The organism is Paenibacillus sp. EKM301P (assembly GCF_011800295.1).
Taxonomy (GTDB): Bacteria; Bacillota; Bacilli; order Paenibacillales; family Paenibacillaceae; genus Paenibacillus; species Paenibacillus polymyxa.
This window is the reverse complement of sequence record NZ_JAALFM010000002.1, coordinates 521,795-539,048: the sequence shown is the minus strand read 5'-3', so window position 1 is coordinate 539,048 and position 17,254 is coordinate 521,795. Positions and strand designations below refer to the sequence as shown.

The window sequence follows — 17,254 nt, the reverse complement described above, 5'->3', positions numbered from 1 at the left end:
GTCGCAAGGGACGAATGCCGTGGTACCACCCTAATTACAGAAGTATACATGCAAGTCGTCAACGTCATTCAATCGACGGCAGTAACCTCTGAGCTTGATGCCCGTAACGGGGGCTTCCGGAAACCTCTACTGCGGTCAAAGGAATGAATCCTTCTGTCGTCGGTTCAAGGCTCGACTCGGGAGTGAATTTCAACGCGGGATAGCGGTACGCTCTCAGCAATACGTACCTTTCTGTGGGAATCCGATGACGCTTACTTGTCTCCGTCTATGTCTTTGTTCATGGTATTCAAAAGATTTGACCTTATTTTAAACAAAGTGGATGCAGAAGGCAAGCCCTGATTTCCGATTCTAGTTTTTGCATTCCCTATCTGTTCTTTCATCTTGCTTGATCCCTGGGTTCGGGCTTCGCTGATGCGACTCCTCGTGGGTTATCTTCGGCTAAGGTATCATCCGTATGAGTCTTGTCCGCAGTCCTGCGGTCATCCTCTTCTACAGGATTCAAGGCTTTATAGCGTTTGTACTCCATATCAGCCTGAGACATCGGATCTTTATACATAGGAGATTGGTCAACTCCTTTCGGTGTATATACTTCATTACCCGCATAGCAGGATGAGAAATCGCTTTCTTATATCCTATCATATGCAGTAATTAATCCAGAATATCGTCACTGTCCAGTTGCTCTTCTTCATCCCCGTCTGTACCGTTCAGTAAATCTGTACCATGTAGGAATTCAGCAGGCGCAGAAGGATCAACAGGACTGTTCGGTGTCAGTTCATCGGCATCAGGCACGTCCTCCAGAGGAGTATCTGGTCCCTCGATCAGATTCTCCCAGTTTGTTTCTGCATTTTGCAGGGAAGGCTCAAAATCATGATCCTGTAGCTCAGTCTTTTGATTGTCGCGATTTGCCATCTAACTCAGCTCCTTTGCTTTTTGTTGCTTATTTCGACCTTACCCAAACCGCAGAATGGCTAAACTTAGAGCTAGTGTGTCTGTAAGAAGTTAAAATCATGCGAATAGGGGTATGCTCTTTCTCAATTAGCGTTTTTTTGGTAACTGCTGTGATATGATAAAGAGGAGTTGGAGGGATATGAATTGGAATGGTACATGTTTGGTCCGATGATTAGCCGAATCCGAGTCGGTCAAAAGGCGTCCACTCCAGGCTATTCGCGTACCGTTATTCGGCGTCCGGATGGTTTATATTGGACAGACGGCGGACAAGCCGGAAAAATAGTAGAAATACGCGATTATTTATTCTCCGATATTTGGACGATCTATGAGGATGAAGAATGTGAACCTTGGATAGGGCTTAGAGAGCAGATGGAGCGACGCGAACAGGAAATGATCATTAATCAATATGAAGATTTTACAAATAATGATTAAAAAGAACATGATACCCTTATTATGAAGAAGGTATGAACATCATCGTATAGAATAATATAATTTCAGGAAGATAAAAATGTTAAAACATATACAAATTTGTAAATCCTACTACGTAACTTTGAGGTGCTTAATATGAGGCATGTGCCCAAAGCTGTCGCCGCTCTGCTAGCGGTCATTGTGATACTATTGTCGCTGGACCACATTGGCTATGCGGCCAAAATGACCCCGGAAAGGGAGTATAAGATACCCTCCTGGGATATGAGATGGGGAGCAGAAGACGAGGATGGCTCTTTAGATGAGGTAAATGATCACAGTAAGGTCTGGATGCATATTGAAGATGATACACAGCTACTCAAGCAGCCAGGCAATAGAGGCACCGCCTGGATTCGTATTAAGCTACCTTCGTTAAGTGATGAAACACCAGCGGTGCTTTTTGAAAATATTTATGGCAGGCACATCACGCTGTATAAGGATGGCACCAATTTTTATGAATCGTACCGTGGCTATAATTATGAGAATAATCGTATTCTGATTCCGCTGAAGCCAGAAGACAGTGGTAAAACATTATACATATGGACGGAAAGCAGCAAAAATAGACTGGGCATTATCGGAAATGTGATGACTGGTGATTATCGTGACTTGTTGGGAAACTTGGTCAGAATGGATGTCTTGGATATTGTACTAGGCAGTACATTTATCTTTATCGCCCTGGTGCTATTGATTTGCTCGTTCTTCCTGTTCCGTCCAAGTATGGCGATGTGGTTGTCCCTAAGTGCGATTGTATTGTCTATCGGTCTGATGATTGTAACGTATTCACCGTTTTTATATACGTTCTATCGCGGCTATGGCAAGCTGTATTTACAACTTTTTGATGTGGCGCTATTTATTCTGCTGCCTTCATTAGCCTTCTTTTTTGAGCAAAATATCAATTCGATTTTACTGATTCGGAAATTCAGAAAATTGTTAACCGCCTACTCTTTGTTCTGCTTCATCATCATGATTGTGAATTTAGGAGCACAGGAGCGACTCAACGATGTATATTATTTCTTTAGTGTAATCGTCCTCGGTATATTGCTCGTAGCTTTGATGGTACTTTTGGTATTTGCTTCGGTTCGCATGGCGCTTAAGGGAGACCACGAAGCGATCATTTTATTGACAGGCTTTGCATTTTTTGCAGTCATCACTATCGCAGAACTCAGCTGGTTCTTTATCCGGGACGGACACTACAATATGTTTTTATGGAAATGGGGCGTGTTCGGTTTTGTCCTAGCATTGATTGCCATCTTGGGCAGAAGGCTGGCGGAAAAGCACAAACAGGTGGTTCGGTATTCCAGAGAACTGGAGATGTTCAATAATGAGCTTCAACGTTCAGAGAAAATGGAGATTATTAGCGATTTGGCTGCATCTGTAGCTCATGAAGTGCGCAATCCGCTTCAGGTTACACGTGGATTTCTTCAGTTGATGAGCAAGCAGGAGGATGGTAAAAACAAAGACTATCTGCATATCGCTCTGGAGGAGCTGGATCGAGCGTCCGCGATTATTACCGATTTTCTGACTTTTGCCAAGCCAGAGTTTGACCATACCAAAACGTTGACCATATTGGATGAGTTCAAGCATATTGAAGGAATTATCAGTCCAATGGCAAATTTGCAAGGTGGCAAAATTTCGCTGGATATTCCCCAGGAAATTAAAGTGCGTGGGAATTCCTCCAAATTCAAGCAGGCATTTATCAATATTATCAAAAATAGTATTGAAGCGCTGCGAGAACAGGGACATATTCATATATGGGCTTATGTGGACAATGGAGAAGCAGTCATTCATATTCGGGATAATGGTGAAGGGATGGATGCTCAGACCTTATCCAGACTAGGTGAGCCTTATTTTTCGAATAAGACTAAAGGCACGGGTTTGGGGATGATGGTGACATTTCGGATTATTGAAACGATGAATGGTAAAATATCTTTTACAAGTGCAAAAGGGGTGGGAACAGAAGCGACCATCCGCTTCCCCGTAGCCGGATAACATCCGGCTTTTTTGCGTTCGGAGAAAACGGAGGGAAGCTTGCTGAGCCCACCCGCCTGAGATTAAGAAGTATAGATTAAATAAGCTACAAGTGCCAATCTACCACATCGAGCGAGGCTTCTGGGATGTAGCAAGCACACCTGAAGGGTTTGGAGGGATTACTAGATAGAACTGGTCAGACGTTTCCTCTACCGTTTTGATTTGGATATGATCGGGGATCACGACTCCTAACACATCACGAATTGCAGATTTGGGATCTGCCATCAGTTTTTCTCTGAAACTGGCATCCTCCCAAGCTTTTTGAATGACTTGTGTTTGAAGAACTTCAGTAGCCATCAAAAATCACCCTCTCATTCGATTGGTTATATTTACCTAGTCAGTATACCACGTAAGACTCAGAAAAATCTAGCATTACTTCATATTTTTGGAGAGCCAATAATCAAGCCCGCCTCTTCGCAAATGTGATCGTCCGCCTTCAATTTCTGCTGCCTCTTCGCTGAGTTCTGCTGCAATGGAATGTGCGAACCTATGCAGGCCGTGGATAGTAGGCTCCATCGTCTCTAGCTCCTGAACGGCTTGATTCGCAATATTCACATAGCTAGCGAGTGCGCCTCGCACATAAATCGCTTCCTGAATTTCTTGTGGTCCTAGTCCTTCACAGTACGGCTTCTTCCGTTCGGCGCTAATATGGGACAATAGGCAGTTATAGCTATGCTCCATCAAATCCTCTGCCCAATCTGCCCAATCATCCGACATTTGGAGCACGAGCAGGGTCAAATCCGTCATCGCTGTAACGATCTCGATCAGGTCAGCATGGTCTGCGAGCAGTAGAGCACCCGTTCCGGCCATTTTTAATGGACTGGCTTTCAGTGCGACCTTATTTCTGTCACCTTGAAAATAGTCTGCTGCTCCTTCGGATACCACACTAACGGCCCATTCGTCCACATACGTCCGGGCATATGTCCAAAAAGGAGAGGTTGCCGGAAAAAGCTCCTGATAAATGTTTTGGCACTCGGTATAGAAAAGCTGGCTTAAGGCAAGTTGCGTTTTACGGTTGTCTGCTGCTGTGTCCATCACGTCGTCTTGGATTAAATAATGAGCCATGACGAACACGTTGCCGAGTGACAGCTTGCGACATGTTTCGGGAGGTAGTCCGGTGAGTTCCTGCAGCCAAAATGGAAGCAAATAGCATATGTAATTACGAGTACTGTCTTCACGCAACGGATTAAACCGTGCCAGGTAGTCTAACCCCTCTTGCTGAAAGGGAGCCGGAAATGTGGCCGTCCGTTCCTCCGCTTGACGAAATACCTTTTCCAATTCTTCTTTGTATGCAAAATACCACTCCATGGCCATCACCCGCATCTCTTATAAATGTTTTTGTAGCGACTTCTAGTTGTTACCCGCCATTGTACAACAGAATGCAATTTTCAAGAATTTGTTATTTTTAAATAAGGAATGTTGTGAAAAACATATAAAATGAATAAAAAAAGCTGAAAGAGAAAATATAGATGAAAAAGGATGAAAGGAGGGGCCACAACATGAAAAAACAATGGAAATTGACCGCTGCTATCCTATATGGAGGAGTGATGATGTATGGTACTGCGAGTGCAGGAGCATCTGGTATTGAATCGGGTAATCCGTTGCAAGCTCTCACTCCCAACGATTCTGTCCAAGGAGAAGCCCACCAGTGGAATGTTGATCCACAGGATGACCACGGGCACGGACATGTGCATAGACATAGACACGGCAAAAGGCCGGGCGGCTTGAATCACCATCTTAACGAGAAAGTAGCTAGGCTGCTGGGTATCACCCCTGTCCAGTTAGAGAAAGAACTGGGACAAGGGAAATCGTTGGCTGAGGTAGCTAAAAGCAAAGGCATTCAAGAGGATCAACTCATCGATAAATTGAAGAATGAAATGACCGTGGATTTGAAGCGGCTTGTAAATCGTAAAGGTCCGATTACCTTCGATCGTAAGTCCGGGACTTCGAATGAGGCTCAATTGAAGCGTTAGTCTGAAGTAGAATCGTTTTACGACAAAAAAGGATGGGGAGAACCCATCCTATCCTTATATTTCAACTTCCTTCATAAAGTGACTGTTGTGAGGAGAGTCAGCTATCTTTAAAAAGCTTAAAAAAATCAATGGTTTCTTTAAAATCTTCATCATCCGTATAAATGTTCATGATCTTGCCTATTTCGATTGCAAAATCTACATACTTATTGGGTTTAGCAGATATGATATTCTTGTGTATCTCCAGACCCGATGGATGACTCACATGATTCCTAGGGGAAACACCTGCTAGCTCCAATAGTTCAGTGGCAGAACAAATGGTTGCAATCACTTTATGATCATTATTTAGGGTATGAATGAGAGCTAGAAGTTGTTTGTTTGTCTTTAATTGAGTGTTATCTCCACCAGGTATAATGAGGAGTTGAATGTCCTCCGCAGACACTTCATCAAGGGCTACCGCAGGCGTAACTTTAAAATCCTCATAGGAAATGACAGGATCTTTGGATACTCCAATTGTAACAATATCCCCTTTTGTTTTCATAAAATAGGTTGCCAGCATAATTTCAAAACTAACATAACCATCATAAATTAGAACATGTGACTTCATTTATACACCCACTAACAATTTTTTAGTTTAAGTCCGTTAAAAGCGTCTTTAGGAAGATTACATATAGTCAGAATATATCATCTTGAAGAGTTTAAATCCATATTTTACAGCAATATCAATAAGTTTTGGTAATCTAACTTGTTGAATTTTGGTCAGTATGGATTCAAATTAAAAAAATAACCAGTCACCTTGAAATTAACAGCGACTGGTTATTGAGTTTTGCTCGGATGCGAGTGAAGTGAAACCTACAATAGCTTTTAAGCTGGGAAATACGGCTATGTGACACGCCAATCCATTCAGCATATTCGCCTTGCTTGGCTGTGGGATGCTCACGAATGAGGCTTCTTAGATGTTCAACCAAAGTTGTGATGACGATCAAATGACGCTGTTTCCTTTCAAATCGTGTATGCATTTTTTACATAAAAATGAATCTCTGAAATAGCTTAAATCCTGAACCGAATAGCATAAATGGCAGCAAACGCCGATATATTTCCGCATACTTAACAATCCTGTTTCAACATCCAAGTAAAATTCCAAAGACTCGCCAGCTTGAATTCCCATAGAGTTTCGCAATTCCTTAGGAATAACAATCCGGCCTAACGTGTCCAAGGGACGTGTCATACCTGTATTTTTCAAGTGACCTTCTCCTTATCATAATAATCTATCAACCAATAATCTCCTAATAAAAAAATAAAAATCTATAAAATAAAAGTATTTATCGATGTTCCAAAAGATGGTATTATCATGAATGAAAAACAATAAGTATACTATTAGTTTCAAAACTATATGAATTATTGAAATGGGAATCTATGAAGATGCTGAAAGGGTGGTTTATCCATGGAAATCACACCTACGATACAGGCAGAAGTTCAAACCTATCTAAAACGCAAAAGCTTAACCATGACCGAGTTTGGTCACACGATCGATTTGAATGTAGGTACAGTTAGTGGTATTGTGACGGGCAATCGATCTATGTCGGTTCACCAACTGGATAGTATTACTGCGGGAATGAATTTACCACCGGATTATTTTTACGAACGCTATATTGAAGAATGCATTGAAGAATGTCCGCTCAACTGGAAAAAAATCAGCCCGTTCCTGTACCGATGCATTGAGCTAGGGCGATTGGACTGCTTGCAGCGAGTTGTCATTCTATTATTGGATAACCCTAATTATCTGCCATCGCTCTTTGAAGTCGCCGAAAATGTATACCAAGACGGTTACAGCGAAGCAGCCGCATACCTGTACAAAAAGGTAGCTGAGAGCGAGAAGCAACAGCATTCAGAACGATTGGCAATCTGCCAGTATCGCTTGTTCCAAATCAAAGTCGGACAGGATCGGGCAGTAAACCTTCAGGCTGCTATTGAATTCGCCCCTTTTGTGGATCGCTTAGATGAGATAGAGCAACTGGATGCTTTAAAAGATTTGGCGAATGTCTATAGATCATTAAGCATGTGGGATAAGGTGTATGAATTCGCACATCAAATGGGTCAGTTAGGACAACTCCAATATCATCTGGTTCACAATTCCAAGCGAAAAGGAACAGAGCCACGAAAAAAGCTAAGCAGACCATTGTTTGTATACATAGTTTATGCCGAATTGTTGTGTGCTAACGCTTGTGATGCCAAAGGCAACCATGACCAAGCATTAGAGCATATTCGTGGTTATGCTGATTTAAATTGGGTAAAAGAGCAGGACTCTGATACGCTTTATTGGAAACGCAAGTATCAACAGTGGGCGAAAATTAATACTTATGTTAACAGGCTTATGTCTGGTGATATTAGTGTTCTGCCAGATTACGTAGAACATATAGCTGCCGAAAAAGAGATTTTAGCCGAGCTATTGAATGTCCTTGAAGTGGCTAATCGCTATAATGTAGATGTAGATCATATTCTCCGACGGTTTGAATCGCAAATTGCAGCGTATCAGGAGTCACCTTCTTCTGACATGTACACACAACAAGTGTTAACAGAAGAATACGTAAGGTTTTGGTACAAGATAGCCAAGTACAGCCTAAATAAAGGCAGATATACATATGGTTTCAAATGTTTATTAATCGCCTTTGAAAAAGCTGTTACAATTAACCATGTATTACTCATTGCCAATTGTTTTGGATTATTTCTTCATTTCAAAACAAATGCGGCACCTAAAACACAAGCTCAGTTCCATTCTATTTATGAGGAGGTGTGGGAGAAAAATGATCAAAAAGATGGCTTTTTGCTTGGCGGTAACTAGTTTCTTACTGGTATTCACAGTACCAGCTCAAACTGCAAATTTAAGCCATGGCACGATCCAAGTTCAAGGACACATTGGTGGATCTTGACGAGTACTAATTCATTTTATTGGCCAGCTTATTGCTGGTCTCTTTTTGTATTATTTTGTAATTTTTTGCTTCAAAATTGATCTTGGCCTATTTGTACATCCCTTCTTAAAATGAAATTCAGAGGAGGTATGTAGGATGAACAAGGATGAAAAGGTAACGTTAATTCAACAAATGGAACATGCCAGACAACACATGCATGATCTTTACGCAGAGTATGGCCTAGGACATGCCTGTGTACTGGAGCAGTCTATGCTTTTGGATGAACTGATTAATCAGTTCAACCGTATGTTTCAGACCAGGAAGCAGCCTCACCAAGTTTTGGACCAGATCCTTAACAACGACGATGGTATGCTGAGTTCATCCCCCCATTCCTATTATGCAAAACTGTGATTTCTCCCACGTAATGCTTATAATTATTCAATATAATGACTTATTTTAAAATAAAATACATATCCATGTCATAAAATGTTAATCAGTTTGGAACATGATTCATCACACTTAGACAGCAAAAAAGCAGAGCTCAATACGTGAGCCCTGCAAAAGCCTTTGACGGTATTTGAATCCCTATGCTGAAACGCTGGGACAGAAGATTAGCCAAGCTCCTGCGTGCTTTTGGAAGCACGTTTGGAGGAAAGGAACTGAAAATGAAGCCGCCAGTTCAATCGCTGTCTGCCTTTGGAGCCAACAATCCAGTTGCCGCCAGGCAGATGGGCAAAGAGCCAGCTGATACCGAGAGAAGCACTTGCCACGACGACAAACGTAATGAGCGTAGCTGTAAAATGATGATCCCCCAGGGCAAGCGGACGGGTGTAATAGGATATGAAGGACAGCACGAGTGCATGGACCAGATACCCTCCGAAGGAATAGCGTCCAATCCAGTTTAGCATACGGCGAAACGGCTCGGACCGTTGGTCTTTTTGCAAATGAAGCAGCAGCCCGTACAACAAAAGCAACTGCGAGACAATCAGTACGAAGGTGCTTGGCTTCAGATAGGTAGAAATATTGAGATTGATCGTATCGCCCGACTGGATCAGCATCGTATGACCCATGAGCATGAACAGACCAATAAAAACAAATACATTCCATGGCAACGTCTGCTGGGCCAATCCCCGCCAGGTGTCCGTCATATAGGCGCACACTGCGCCCAGCATAAAATAGAAAAAATACATAACAAAGTTATAAGTGCGGTAATCTAACAAAGTCTGCCCAAAGGACGGCAACCAAGCGCTCCATGCAGACATGTCATAGTAGGACCATTGTAACAGCAACGCATAAGCCGCAGCAGCAATCAGCATAACAGCCAAAACAAGCTGCTTGCGCTTTTTGGTGCTAAAACGACGTAGAAACGTCCGAATCCGTTCGGTTGCTTTTGCAAATAAAGGAAACAAAATATAAAACTGAAAGATCATGACCACAAACCATAGATGATATCCGCTGACAGGGATGATCATTTCCTCGAACATACCTTTGTAAAAGGATAAATTTCCCCACTGCGCGGTTGACCAGTTCTGAGTACATACCCAATAAACAACCGTCCAGCAGAGAAAAGGAACATAAATATCTCGAAACCGTCTGCCAATATAACGGGAATAGCCAATCGGTTTGTTACCATTATAAAATAACAGCGCCGCAGACAGGAAAACGAACGTCGGTGTGCCAAAACGTGTCAAATGGTACAGCATCGCGAGCATAACGGAATCCGGCTGTTGGATGTCGCTGCGATAAATATATTCGCCAATGCAATGCTGAAGCACGACAGCGAGGTAGGCAAGACCCCGTAGTTCTGTCCACTCCGCGATACGCGGCTTGCTCATCCATATCACTCCTTTTCCTCAAGATTCGCACATGTTTTTCCTAGCACAATTGTAGGTATTGTATCGTAGGAACATTAGTGCAGGATTAACGCTACCTGAAAGTATGGAGAGTGAAGTGGTTCCAATTTAATATGATTGCGTTTACAATCTAAATAAAAACAAAGTAAACTCAAATTTAAGGATACGCATAGGAAGAGGAGAGGAAGGATGAAGAAAACGCTGCTGGTGTACATTTTGTTAATTGCGGCCTTTGCTCTCTATGTGTTCAGATATGAACAATCCGAGCGGTTGAATGGAGCTTGGGAGGAAAAAGGGCTGCGAGGCAGCATCGGAGAAACGTATATGATGATTACGTTCCAGTCCGGTTTGGAGTATTGGAAAAGCGGGCTCAAAGGCTTCGAGGATGCTGGGGATGCCTTGGGGGTAACGGTGGAGTACCGGGGGGCGACCCGGTATGATGCACAGGAGCAGATGACCATCATTGAGCAGGCGATTGCCCGTAAACCCGCAGGCATTGCCATATCAGCGATTGATCCACACTCCCTGATCCCGGTCATTAATAAGGCGCTGGATGCGGACATTCCTGTCGTGCTGTTTGACGCTGGAGCGCCGGGGAGCCGGGCGTATACATTTTTGGGCACGGATAATTATAAGGCGGGTGTGACCGCTGCGGAAAAAATGGCTGAGCTGTTGGGACGTGAAGGCCAAGTCGCTGTTCTGACACTGCCGGGGCAGCAAAATCATGAGGAACGCTCGCGCGGCTTTCGCGATACCATTCAGCGGCAGTATCCTGCCATGAAGGTGGTGGAAGTGGTAGATGGTCGTGCTGACGTGATGGTGTCCAGGGATGAATCGCTAAGGTTGATGAAAGCTTATCCGAAACTGGCGGGTATTTTTGTGACCGAAGCCACCGGAGGAACAGGTGTGGGTGAGGCGGCACTGAGCCAAAAAGGCAGTCATCCGCTAAAAATTATTTCTTTTGATACGAATAAAGCGACACTGGATATGATTCGTGATGGGACCATCTCGGCAACGATTGCCCAAGGGACATGGAATATGGGCTATTGGTCACTCCAATATCTGTTCCATCTGCATCATCATTTGACAATTCCTGCACCTTCTTCGTCTGGAGATAACACCCCGCTGCCCGTGCGGGTGGATACTGGGATTTCCGTCGTCACCCGAGCGAATGTAGATGATTATTATGCAAAATAAATATTGGAAGCGCATCCACTTAGGGATGCATCAAATGATGCCGAGGTTACGCTTGCGCAATATGCCTTTACGCTATCAGCTCATGGTGCTGTTCTTGCTGTTTGGCATCGTGCCTTCACTGGGACTAGGCCTGCTGGTGAATTGGACGGTGGAACGGATTATTGAGCGGCAGGTGGAAAACCATACGATGCAGTTAATTGGCAAGGTGAACGAAGCACTCGATACCAAAATGGAAAATTTACAGAACATGACGTATCTGATTGCCTTTAATCCTGAAATTGGGGAGTTTTGGAAAGGACGGACGCTGGCTGATGGTCACGCGGGTCATACGAGTAGTGTAATGCCGGGAAATCAGGGGGAGCGAGCCAAGAAACCTCTCCTTAACCAGGCTCCCGGCTCCAAGCAGGTTGTAAGTTCCGTACAGGAGCAGGATACCTTGTATGAAATGAAGCAATTTTTGCAGGGTTTTACCACGTTATATCCTGAAATTGCCGGGATTCTGATCGTGAACGAAAAAGGAGATTATATCAGCAATGAAATGTATGCTCGAAGCACACGCAGTCTGACGGAAGAAGACTGGTACGCACAGGCGGCGCAGCATGCAGGGATATTCACTGTGCTGGGACAGCCAAGTCACCGTAATGTGACCACTCATGTCCGGTACAAGGACAGTGAAATTGTCTCTGTCGTCCGTTCGGTCACGGATTCGGAGACAGGACATGTACTGGGTGTAATTATGATTGATCTCAAGCTGCGGGCTGTGTCGCAAGCTGCCAGAGATGTAACCTTGGGCAAAAGCGGGTATGTCATGGTGACAGATGCCAAGGGACGCAGTGTATATATGCCAGATATGCCTTTGATTGAGCGCATTCCGTCGCAATGGTTCGGGCCAGAGGATAGCGGGATGTTTACCCGTGAAGCCGGAGGCAGGGAATTGCTGTTCATGTTCCAGGCTTCCGAGTTCACGGGCTGGAGAACCGTGGGAGTATTCCCGGCACGCGAATCTACACTGGAAGTGCGGCAAATTCAGTTCTACGTTGTCTGTTTTGTTTTCATTGTATGTCTGTTTGGCTTAACGGCATCCTTGCGATTGTCCAGTTCTATCGCGCAGCCAATTTTCCGGCTTATGTCTTATATGCGTACGGCAGAGACGGGGGATCTTACGGTTCGCCAATGGAGTGAGCGCGGGGATGAAATCGGAATGCTGGGCCGGAGCTTTAACCGGATGCTGGAGCAAATCCGCCGTCTCATGTCGCTTAGCGAACTGAGGGAACGACAAAAACGGGATGCCGAACTACGCAGTCTTCAAGAGCATATTAAGCCGCATTTTCTATACAATACGCTAGATACAATTCATTGGATGGCCCGAAAAAATGGAGCAGACGACGTATCCGATATGGTGGGGGCGTTATCGAGATTGTTCCGCCTTGGACTGAGCAAAGGGGATGACTTTATTCCGCTACGCTCTGAGATTGAGCATATCTCAAGCTATATGCAAATCCAGCAAACCCGTTATCGTGACCGACTTCGCTGGGAATTAAATGTACCCGACGGGCTAAAGGATCTGTTTGTGTTGAAGCTTATGCTTCAGCCTGTGGTGGAAAATGCGATTTACCACGGCATTAAGGCCAGACGTGGTCCAGGCACGATTTGCGTAGAAGCTAAAGCCGAGGACGGCAAGCTGCTGCTGACGGTACGTGACGACGGTGCAGGGATGACGGCGGAGCGTCTGTGTGAGCTGCGTGAATGGCTGGAAATACCGCTGGAGGCGATGGAAGGAAGACGGAAACAAAAGGAAGTTCGTACAAATGGCAGAAGCTACGGCATGTTGAATGTACAAGCGCGTATCCGATTGTCTTTTGGCGAGGAATATGGAATTACATTGGACAGTAAAGAAGGGACAGGTACCTGCGTTACAATCACTCATCCGTTGCTGCTGGATATGGCGCAACTGAAGAAGCCTTATGACAAAGGAGAGGGTCAGGATGACGAAATCCAAGGGAACAGACAACGCGACAACGGCGAGTCTGATTGACCAAGCCATACCAGAAGTGACGATAGGGACGGCTAAACGTTATCAAGTATTGATCGCAGATGATGAGCCGATCATCCGTGAGGGGATTCGGGACTGCCTAGACTGGACGGCTCTGGGCATGGAGGTTGTAGCAGAGGCAGAGGACGGTGAAGAAGCGCTGAAGCTGGTTGGTCAGCTTAGCATCGACATCGTGCTGGTCGATATGAATATGCCATTCATGGATGGAATTGAACTGATTCGGCGGCTGCGGGAAGGACGCTCGGAGTGCCGTTGCCTGATCATTTCCGGGCATGATGAATTTGCTTATGCACAGGAAGCTGTACGGCTTGGCGTAGAAGATTATATTCTGAAGCCGGTAAATGCGGATCAGCTTCACGCTGCATTGTCACGGCTTCGTCAGCGACTGGACGAGGAGCACAAACGCGCCGCCTATGTAGAACAAGCTGCCGGGCAGATTGAACGGAATATTCCGCTGCTGCGTCAGCGGTTTTGCCTGGAATGGCTGGAAGGACAGCACACGGGAAAAGACGTCATGGAGCAGTTGGCGTTTTTACGTCTTCCATCCCGGCCGCCTGTACAAATCGGCGCGGTACGGTGGCCTGCAGCAGAAGCACGGCAGACGATTATGCGTGAGAATGACCGCCAGTTGTTTCTTTTCGCCGCTGAAAATATTATTGGCGAACTGCTGGAGGACCGATCGCATGTGTTGTTTCGCGATGCGAACGGGCTGATCGGCATATGCCTGTGGCAGGAGGCACCCGAGACGATCGGCGCTTCTATAGAGCAGGCCATTGGACGCTACCTGAATATAGCGGTTCACACCCATGTGGAGTCCAACACGGGTGGGCTGGAAGGCGCAATCAATGCGTACCGGGTGAGCCGGGATCGGGTGTACGGTGAAGCGCAGCTATCTCCCATCGTACGCCGGGCACGGCAGCTTATTCAGGAAGGTTATGCCGATCGCGAGCTGACGCTGGAAGCTCTTGCCTCGCGGCTACAGGTATCGGCTGTATATCTCAGCCGTGTGCTCAAAAAGGAGCTCAACGACAGCTTCGTGACCCTCGTCACGCGTGCCCGTATCCGCAAAGCAGTGCAGCTACTGGACTCTACGACATTGTCTGTGCTTGATATAGCAGAACGTACGGGATACGATAGTCAGCACTATTTTAGCACTGCTTTTAAAAAAGCCATGGGCGTGTCTCCTGTGCAGTACCGTAAGGGCGGGGGAATTCAGGAAAATTCGTCGGAATAGGAATGTTGGATTGCGGAATTGCCTTGCGCCCTCTCATGATAATCTGTGCTAAAAAGTGTGTGTGTAATCACACCCGCACGTTCAGGGGTTTGTTACGCTGTAGATAACGAACAAATATCTATCAATATTTGGAGGAAAACGATATGTTTTGTTATCAGTGTGAACAGACGCCGAGTGGCGGGTGTAAAGTCATTGGGGTGTGCGGAAAAAATGAGACAGTAGCGAGCTTGCAGGATACAATGATTTTTGCATTAAAAGGGATTGCTGCCTATGCCACACATGCACGTCAGTTGGGATATACCGATCCTGAGGTGGATCGGATCACGCATGAAGCGTTATATATGACCTTAACCAATTCTAATTTTAATGTACAAGAGCATTTGGAGATGGCAATGAAGGTCGGAAATGCAGCTGTACGGATCATGGATGTGCTGGATCGTGCCCATACGGATCGTTTTGGCATTCCACAGCCGATTACTGTCAGCCAAAATAAAATCGAAGGTCAATGTATTGTCGTGACCGGACATAATCTGTACGCGCTGGAGGAATTACTGCGGCAGACCGAAGGAAAGGGCATCAATATCTACACCCACTCGGAAATGCTGCCAGCGCACGGTTATCCGGCGTTGAAGAAATATCCACATCTCAAAGGGAATATCGGTAAAGCCTGGTATGATCAACGCAGATTGTTCGAGGAGTTCCCGGGCGCGATTCTTGCCACGACCAACTGTGTTATGCCGATTAAAGGCACATATGCAGACCGCTTCTTCTCTTATGAAGTAGCAGGGCTGGAAGGTGTAGCCAAAATTGTGAACGACGATTTCTCTCCACTGATTGAACGCGCGTTGGCCCTGCCAGCCGCAGATGTAGACTCTGAGCAGGTGCTTACGACTGGATACCATCATGAGACGGTCATCGGGCTGGCACCTGAGATCATTCAGGCCGTCAAAGACGGACATATCCGCCGTTTCTTCGTCATTGCGGGCTGTGACGCACCAGGCAAAGGCGGCAACTATTACCGCGAGCTGGCGACATCCTTGCCGAATGACACGGTCATTTTGACCACGTCCTGTGGTAAATTCCGCTTTAATGATGTGGACTACGGCACTGTTGGAGATACTGGCATTCCACGTTATATTGATTTGGGGCAATGCAACAATTCCGGTTCTACTGTGAAAATCGCTCTGGCTTTAGCGGATGTTTTTGGTTGTACGGTGAATGAGCTGCCTGTCAGCATTGTGCTGTCCTGGTTTGAGCAAAAAGCAGTTGCCATCCTGCTAGGCTTGTTCAGCCTTGGCATCCAGGATATTCGCATTGGGCCAAAGCCGCCTGAGTTTATTTCTTCTGGTGTACTGGATGTACTGGTGGAGATGTTTGGCTTGAAGCTAATTACGACCGCAGAGGAAGATATGAAAGCGATGCTGGCGTTGTCGTAAGAGGTAGGTGGGGAACTGCAGAGTGCAGTTCCTTTTTTTTGTTCATCGTTCATCCATTCTAATAAATATATCCGTAAGAATCTTTAAGGCCAGCTCAGTATCTTTGGTTTCACGAGTTCTTAGGAGAGACAAAATGGCTTTTATACTCGAATCTTCTTCGGTAAGCTCATCATTTTCCTTCACATATGTAAGCAATTGATAGACGCCCACGTTCAATGCCTTCGCTATTTTCTCCAGATTTTTCAAAGATATATTTCTCTCCGCACGCTCGATGAAACCAATATAACTCGAATTGAAACCTGCTTTTTCGGCTAAAGCTTCTTGGGAAAGCCCTTTAGACTTTCGAATATCTCGAATACGTGTACCGACTAATTCTAATAGTTCTGACATGAATACACCTCTCTATAGTTAGAAGTGTAGAGAAAGAGTTACATCTAATTAATATGCGTTAGTAAGTAAATTGAATTAAAAACTACTATATAGTAATATTCATTATGAAGCTTGTCCGATAGCTAGAAAATTATACATTTTAGTGGTCTAATGATATGCTACGTTGCTCACATTTGTTTCAGGATTTTGCAAAACCCTTATTTATGAAATTTAAATTCAGGAGTTGATTCCTCATGAAACACTACTCCTTAAGTCCCCAACTACATAGTGATTCCGATTTCAAATTGCCGAAGTACAGCGACACCCACATATTGAATTGCATGATGGATTTTCAAAAGCTTGCCCAATACCAAATGCAGCTTGCCCAGATGATGCGTGATCATAATCAATGGCTAAACTGCCTCATTCTTTGTGATCGCGCCATGTTTTCTATGGCAAAGGCCATTTATGTGCATCGAAATCAAATTATGCCTTTATCCATTAGCCTATCCATGAACGATCTGCTCAGACTAATTCGCTCGGATGCTGAGCCGTGTTTAGATATGGTGCTGTTTATGGGTACCATGCATTATCTGGTTTCCGGAGAGGAAGAAGCATCCAGGGAGACGATGAAGCTGGAGGAAGTAGATATATTGCTGTATAAAACAGACTCTATTCTAGAGTCTCTGTCACAACGGATCGTAGCTGATCCGTCTAAGCGGTATCCGTCTATTTTTAAAGAAAACCCGTTCAATTAAATTGTTAAAATTTTTTATTCTTCATATCAGAAAG

Annotated in this window: 16 protein-coding genes, 1 pseudogene and 1 other annotated feature; of the genes and pseudogenes, 10 read left to right on the top strand and 7 right to left on the bottom strand. The window is 44.9% G+C overall.

All coding sequences use genetic code 11. The features are described 5' to 3' along the window. Positions 1-3: 3 nt before the first annotated feature. Positions 4-277 (bottom strand) — a binding site (T-box leader). A 371-nt stretch (positions 278-648) separates the two neighbouring features. Continuing rightward, positions 649-909: a hypothetical protein gene (locus HFD99_RS07775; protein ID WP_013369720.1), complete on the bottom strand. Its 261-nt coding sequence runs from the start codon at positions 907-909 to the stop codon at positions 649-651. A 183-nt stretch (positions 910-1,092) separates the two neighbouring features. On the opposite strand from HFD99_RS07775, the gene HFD99_RS07770 reads away from it, so the two are divergent. Next, complete coding sequence (locus HFD99_RS07770) at positions 1,093-1,380, top strand: hypothetical protein (RefSeq protein ID WP_016821367.1); 288 nt, start codon at positions 1,093-1,095, stop codon at positions 1,378-1,380. Between the two features lie 132 nt (positions 1,381-1,512). Beyond that, on the top strand, positions 1,513-3,402 hold the full coding sequence (locus HFD99_RS07765) for a sensor histidine kinase (RefSeq protein ID WP_167440852.1): 1,890 nt from the start codon (positions 1,513-1,515) through the stop codon (positions 3,400-3,402). A gap of 99 nt (positions 3,403-3,501) precedes the next feature. On the opposite strand, the gene HFD99_RS07760 is transcribed toward HFD99_RS07765, so the two are convergent. Both HFD99_RS07760 and HFD99_RS07755 read right to left on the bottom strand, forming a co-directional pair. Continuing rightward, a complete protein-coding gene (locus HFD99_RS07760; protein WP_016821365.1) occupies positions 3,502-3,738 on the bottom strand; it encodes an NHLP leader peptide family RiPP precursor in 237 nt (78 codons plus the stop codon). Between the two features lie 75 nt (positions 3,739-3,813). Next, on the bottom strand, positions 3,814-4,749 hold the full coding sequence (locus HFD99_RS07755) for a hypothetical protein (protein WP_025364196.1): 936 nt from the start codon (positions 4,747-4,749) through the stop codon (positions 3,814-3,816). A 191-nt stretch (positions 4,750-4,940) separates the two neighbouring features. On the opposite strand from HFD99_RS07755, the gene HFD99_RS07750 reads away from it, so the two are divergent. Continuing rightward, positions 4,941-5,414 (top strand): hypothetical protein, encoded by a 474-nt coding sequence (locus HFD99_RS07750; RefSeq protein WP_045244123.1) that lies wholly within the window; start codon positions 4,941-4,943, stop codon positions 5,412-5,414. Positions 5,415-5,511: 97 nt separating this feature from the next. On the opposite strand, the gene HFD99_RS07745 is transcribed toward HFD99_RS07750, so the two are convergent. After that, positions 5,512-6,018 (bottom strand): DJ-1/PfpI family protein, encoded by a 507-nt coding sequence (locus HFD99_RS07745; RefSeq protein ID WP_045244122.1) that lies wholly within the window; start codon positions 6,016-6,018, stop codon positions 5,512-5,514. Between the two features lie 184 nt (positions 6,019-6,202). Then, positions 6,203-6,654 (bottom strand): annotated as a pseudogene (locus HFD99_RS26050) (AbrB/MazE/SpoVT family DNA-binding domain-containing protein). 201 nt (positions 6,655-6,855) lie between these two features. On the opposite strand from HFD99_RS26050, the gene HFD99_RS07735 reads away from it, so the two are divergent. Further along, positions 6,856-8,253: a helix-turn-helix domain-containing protein gene (locus HFD99_RS07735; RefSeq protein ID WP_045244121.1), complete on the top strand. Its 1,398-nt coding sequence runs from the start codon at positions 6,856-6,858 to the stop codon at positions 8,251-8,253. Positions 8,254-8,476: 223 nt separating this feature from the next. Further along, on the top strand, positions 8,477-8,731 hold the full coding sequence (locus HFD99_RS07730) for an aspartyl-phosphate phosphatase Spo0E family protein (RefSeq protein ID WP_016821360.1): 255 nt from the start codon (positions 8,477-8,479) through the stop codon (positions 8,729-8,731). 200 nt (positions 8,732-8,931) lie between these two features. On the opposite strand, the gene HFD99_RS07725 is transcribed toward HFD99_RS07730, so the two are convergent. Next, the gene (locus HFD99_RS07725; RefSeq protein ID WP_045244120.1) at positions 8,932-10,155 is read right to left on the bottom strand and encodes an acyltransferase; all 1,224 of its coding nucleotides are present in this window, start codon (positions 10,153-10,155) and stop codon (positions 8,932-8,934) included. Positions 10,156-10,362: 207 nt separating this feature from the next. Here HFD99_RS07725 and HFD99_RS07720 point away from each other — a divergent pair, with 207 nt between their 5' ends. The 4 genes from HFD99_RS07720 (at position 10,363) to hcp (ending at position 16,093) form a co-directional block, all read left to right on the top strand. Beyond that, positions 10,363-11,370, top strand: coding sequence for a substrate-binding domain-containing protein (locus HFD99_RS07720; RefSeq protein WP_016821358.1), 1,008 nt, complete (start codon positions 10,363-10,365; stop codon positions 11,368-11,370). Positions 11,371-11,404: 34 nt separating this feature from the next. Continuing rightward, positions 11,405-13,405: a cache domain-containing sensor histidine kinase gene (locus HFD99_RS07715; protein ID WP_167440851.1), complete on the top strand. Its 2,001-nt coding sequence runs from the start codon at positions 11,405-11,407 to the stop codon at positions 13,403-13,405. Then, a complete protein-coding gene (locus tag HFD99_RS07710) occupies positions 13,356-14,657 on the top strand; it encodes a response regulator (protein ID WP_016821356.1) in 1,302 nt (433 codons plus the stop codon). Before HFD99_RS07715 ends, HFD99_RS07710 begins: the two co-directional genes overlap by 50 nt. 143 nt (positions 14,658-14,800) lie before the next feature. Then, on the top strand, positions 14,801-16,093 hold the full coding sequence (gene hcp / locus HFD99_RS07705) for a hydroxylamine reductase (protein WP_123796849.1): 1,293 nt from the start codon (positions 14,801-14,803) through the stop codon (positions 16,091-16,093). A 42-nt stretch (positions 16,094-16,135) separates the two neighbouring features. On the opposite strand, the gene HFD99_RS07700 is transcribed toward hcp, so the two are convergent. Next, the gene (locus HFD99_RS07700) at positions 16,136-16,483 is read right to left on the bottom strand and encodes a helix-turn-helix domain-containing protein (protein WP_016821354.1); all 348 of its coding nucleotides are present in this window, start codon (positions 16,481-16,483) and stop codon (positions 16,136-16,138) included. Positions 16,484-16,716: 233 nt separating this feature from the next. Here HFD99_RS07700 and HFD99_RS07695 point away from each other — a divergent pair, with 233 nt between their 5' ends. Continuing rightward, the gene (locus HFD99_RS07695) at positions 16,717-17,220 is read left to right on the top strand and encodes a hypothetical protein (protein ID WP_123796850.1); all 504 of its coding nucleotides are present in this window, start codon (positions 16,717-16,719) and stop codon (positions 17,218-17,220) included. The last annotated feature ends 34 nt before the right edge of the window (positions 17,221-17,254 follow it).

Coding starts and splice junctions, on each gene's coding strand:
- HFD99_RS07775 (WP_013369720.1), bottom strand. CDS start 909: ATGGCAAATCGCGACAATCAAAAGACTGAGCTACAGGATCATGATTTT.
- HFD99_RS07755 (WP_025364196.1), bottom strand. CDS start 4,749: ATGGAGTGGTATTTTGCATACAAAGAAGAATTGGAAAAGGTATTTCGT.
- HFD99_RS07710 (WP_016821356.1), top strand. CDS start 13,356: ATGACGAAATCCAAGGGAACAGACAACGCGACAACGGCGAGTCTGATT.
- HFD99_RS07730 (WP_016821360.1), top strand. CDS start 8,477: ATGAACAAGGATGAAAAGGTAACGTTAATTCAACAAATGGAACATGCC.
- HFD99_RS07715 (WP_167440851.1), top strand. CDS start 11,405: ATGATGCCGAGGTTACGCTTGCGCAATATGCCTTTACGCTATCAGCTC.
- HFD99_RS07765 (WP_167440852.1), top strand. CDS start 1,513: ATGAGGCATGTGCCCAAAGCTGTCGCCGCTCTGCTAGCGGTCATTGTG.
- HFD99_RS07745 (WP_045244122.1), bottom strand. CDS start 6,018: ATGAAGTCACATGTTCTAATTTATGATGGTTATGTTAGTTTTGAAATT.
- HFD99_RS07760 (WP_016821365.1), bottom strand. CDS start 3,738: ATGGCTACTGAAGTTCTTCAAACACAAGTCATTCAAAAAGCTTGGGAG.
- hcp (WP_123796849.1), top strand. CDS start 14,801: ATGTTTTGTTATCAGTGTGAACAGACGCCGAGTGGCGGGTGTAAAGTC.
- HFD99_RS07720 (WP_016821358.1), top strand. CDS start 10,363: ATGAAGAAAACGCTGCTGGTGTACATTTTGTTAATTGCGGCCTTTGCT.
- HFD99_RS07750 (WP_045244123.1), top strand. CDS start 4,941: ATGAAAAAACAATGGAAATTGACCGCTGCTATCCTATATGGAGGAGTG.
- HFD99_RS07735 (WP_045244121.1), top strand. CDS start 6,856: ATGGAAATCACACCTACGATACAGGCAGAAGTTCAAACCTATCTAAAA.
- HFD99_RS07695 (WP_123796850.1), top strand. CDS start 16,717: ATGAAACACTACTCCTTAAGTCCCCAACTACATAGTGATTCCGATTTC.
- HFD99_RS07700 (WP_016821354.1), bottom strand. CDS start 16,483: ATGTCAGAACTATTAGAATTAGTCGGTACACGTATTCGAGATATTCGA.
- HFD99_RS07725 (WP_045244120.1), bottom strand. CDS start 10,155: ATGAGCAAGCCGCGTATCGCGGAGTGGACAGAACTACGGGGTCTTGCC.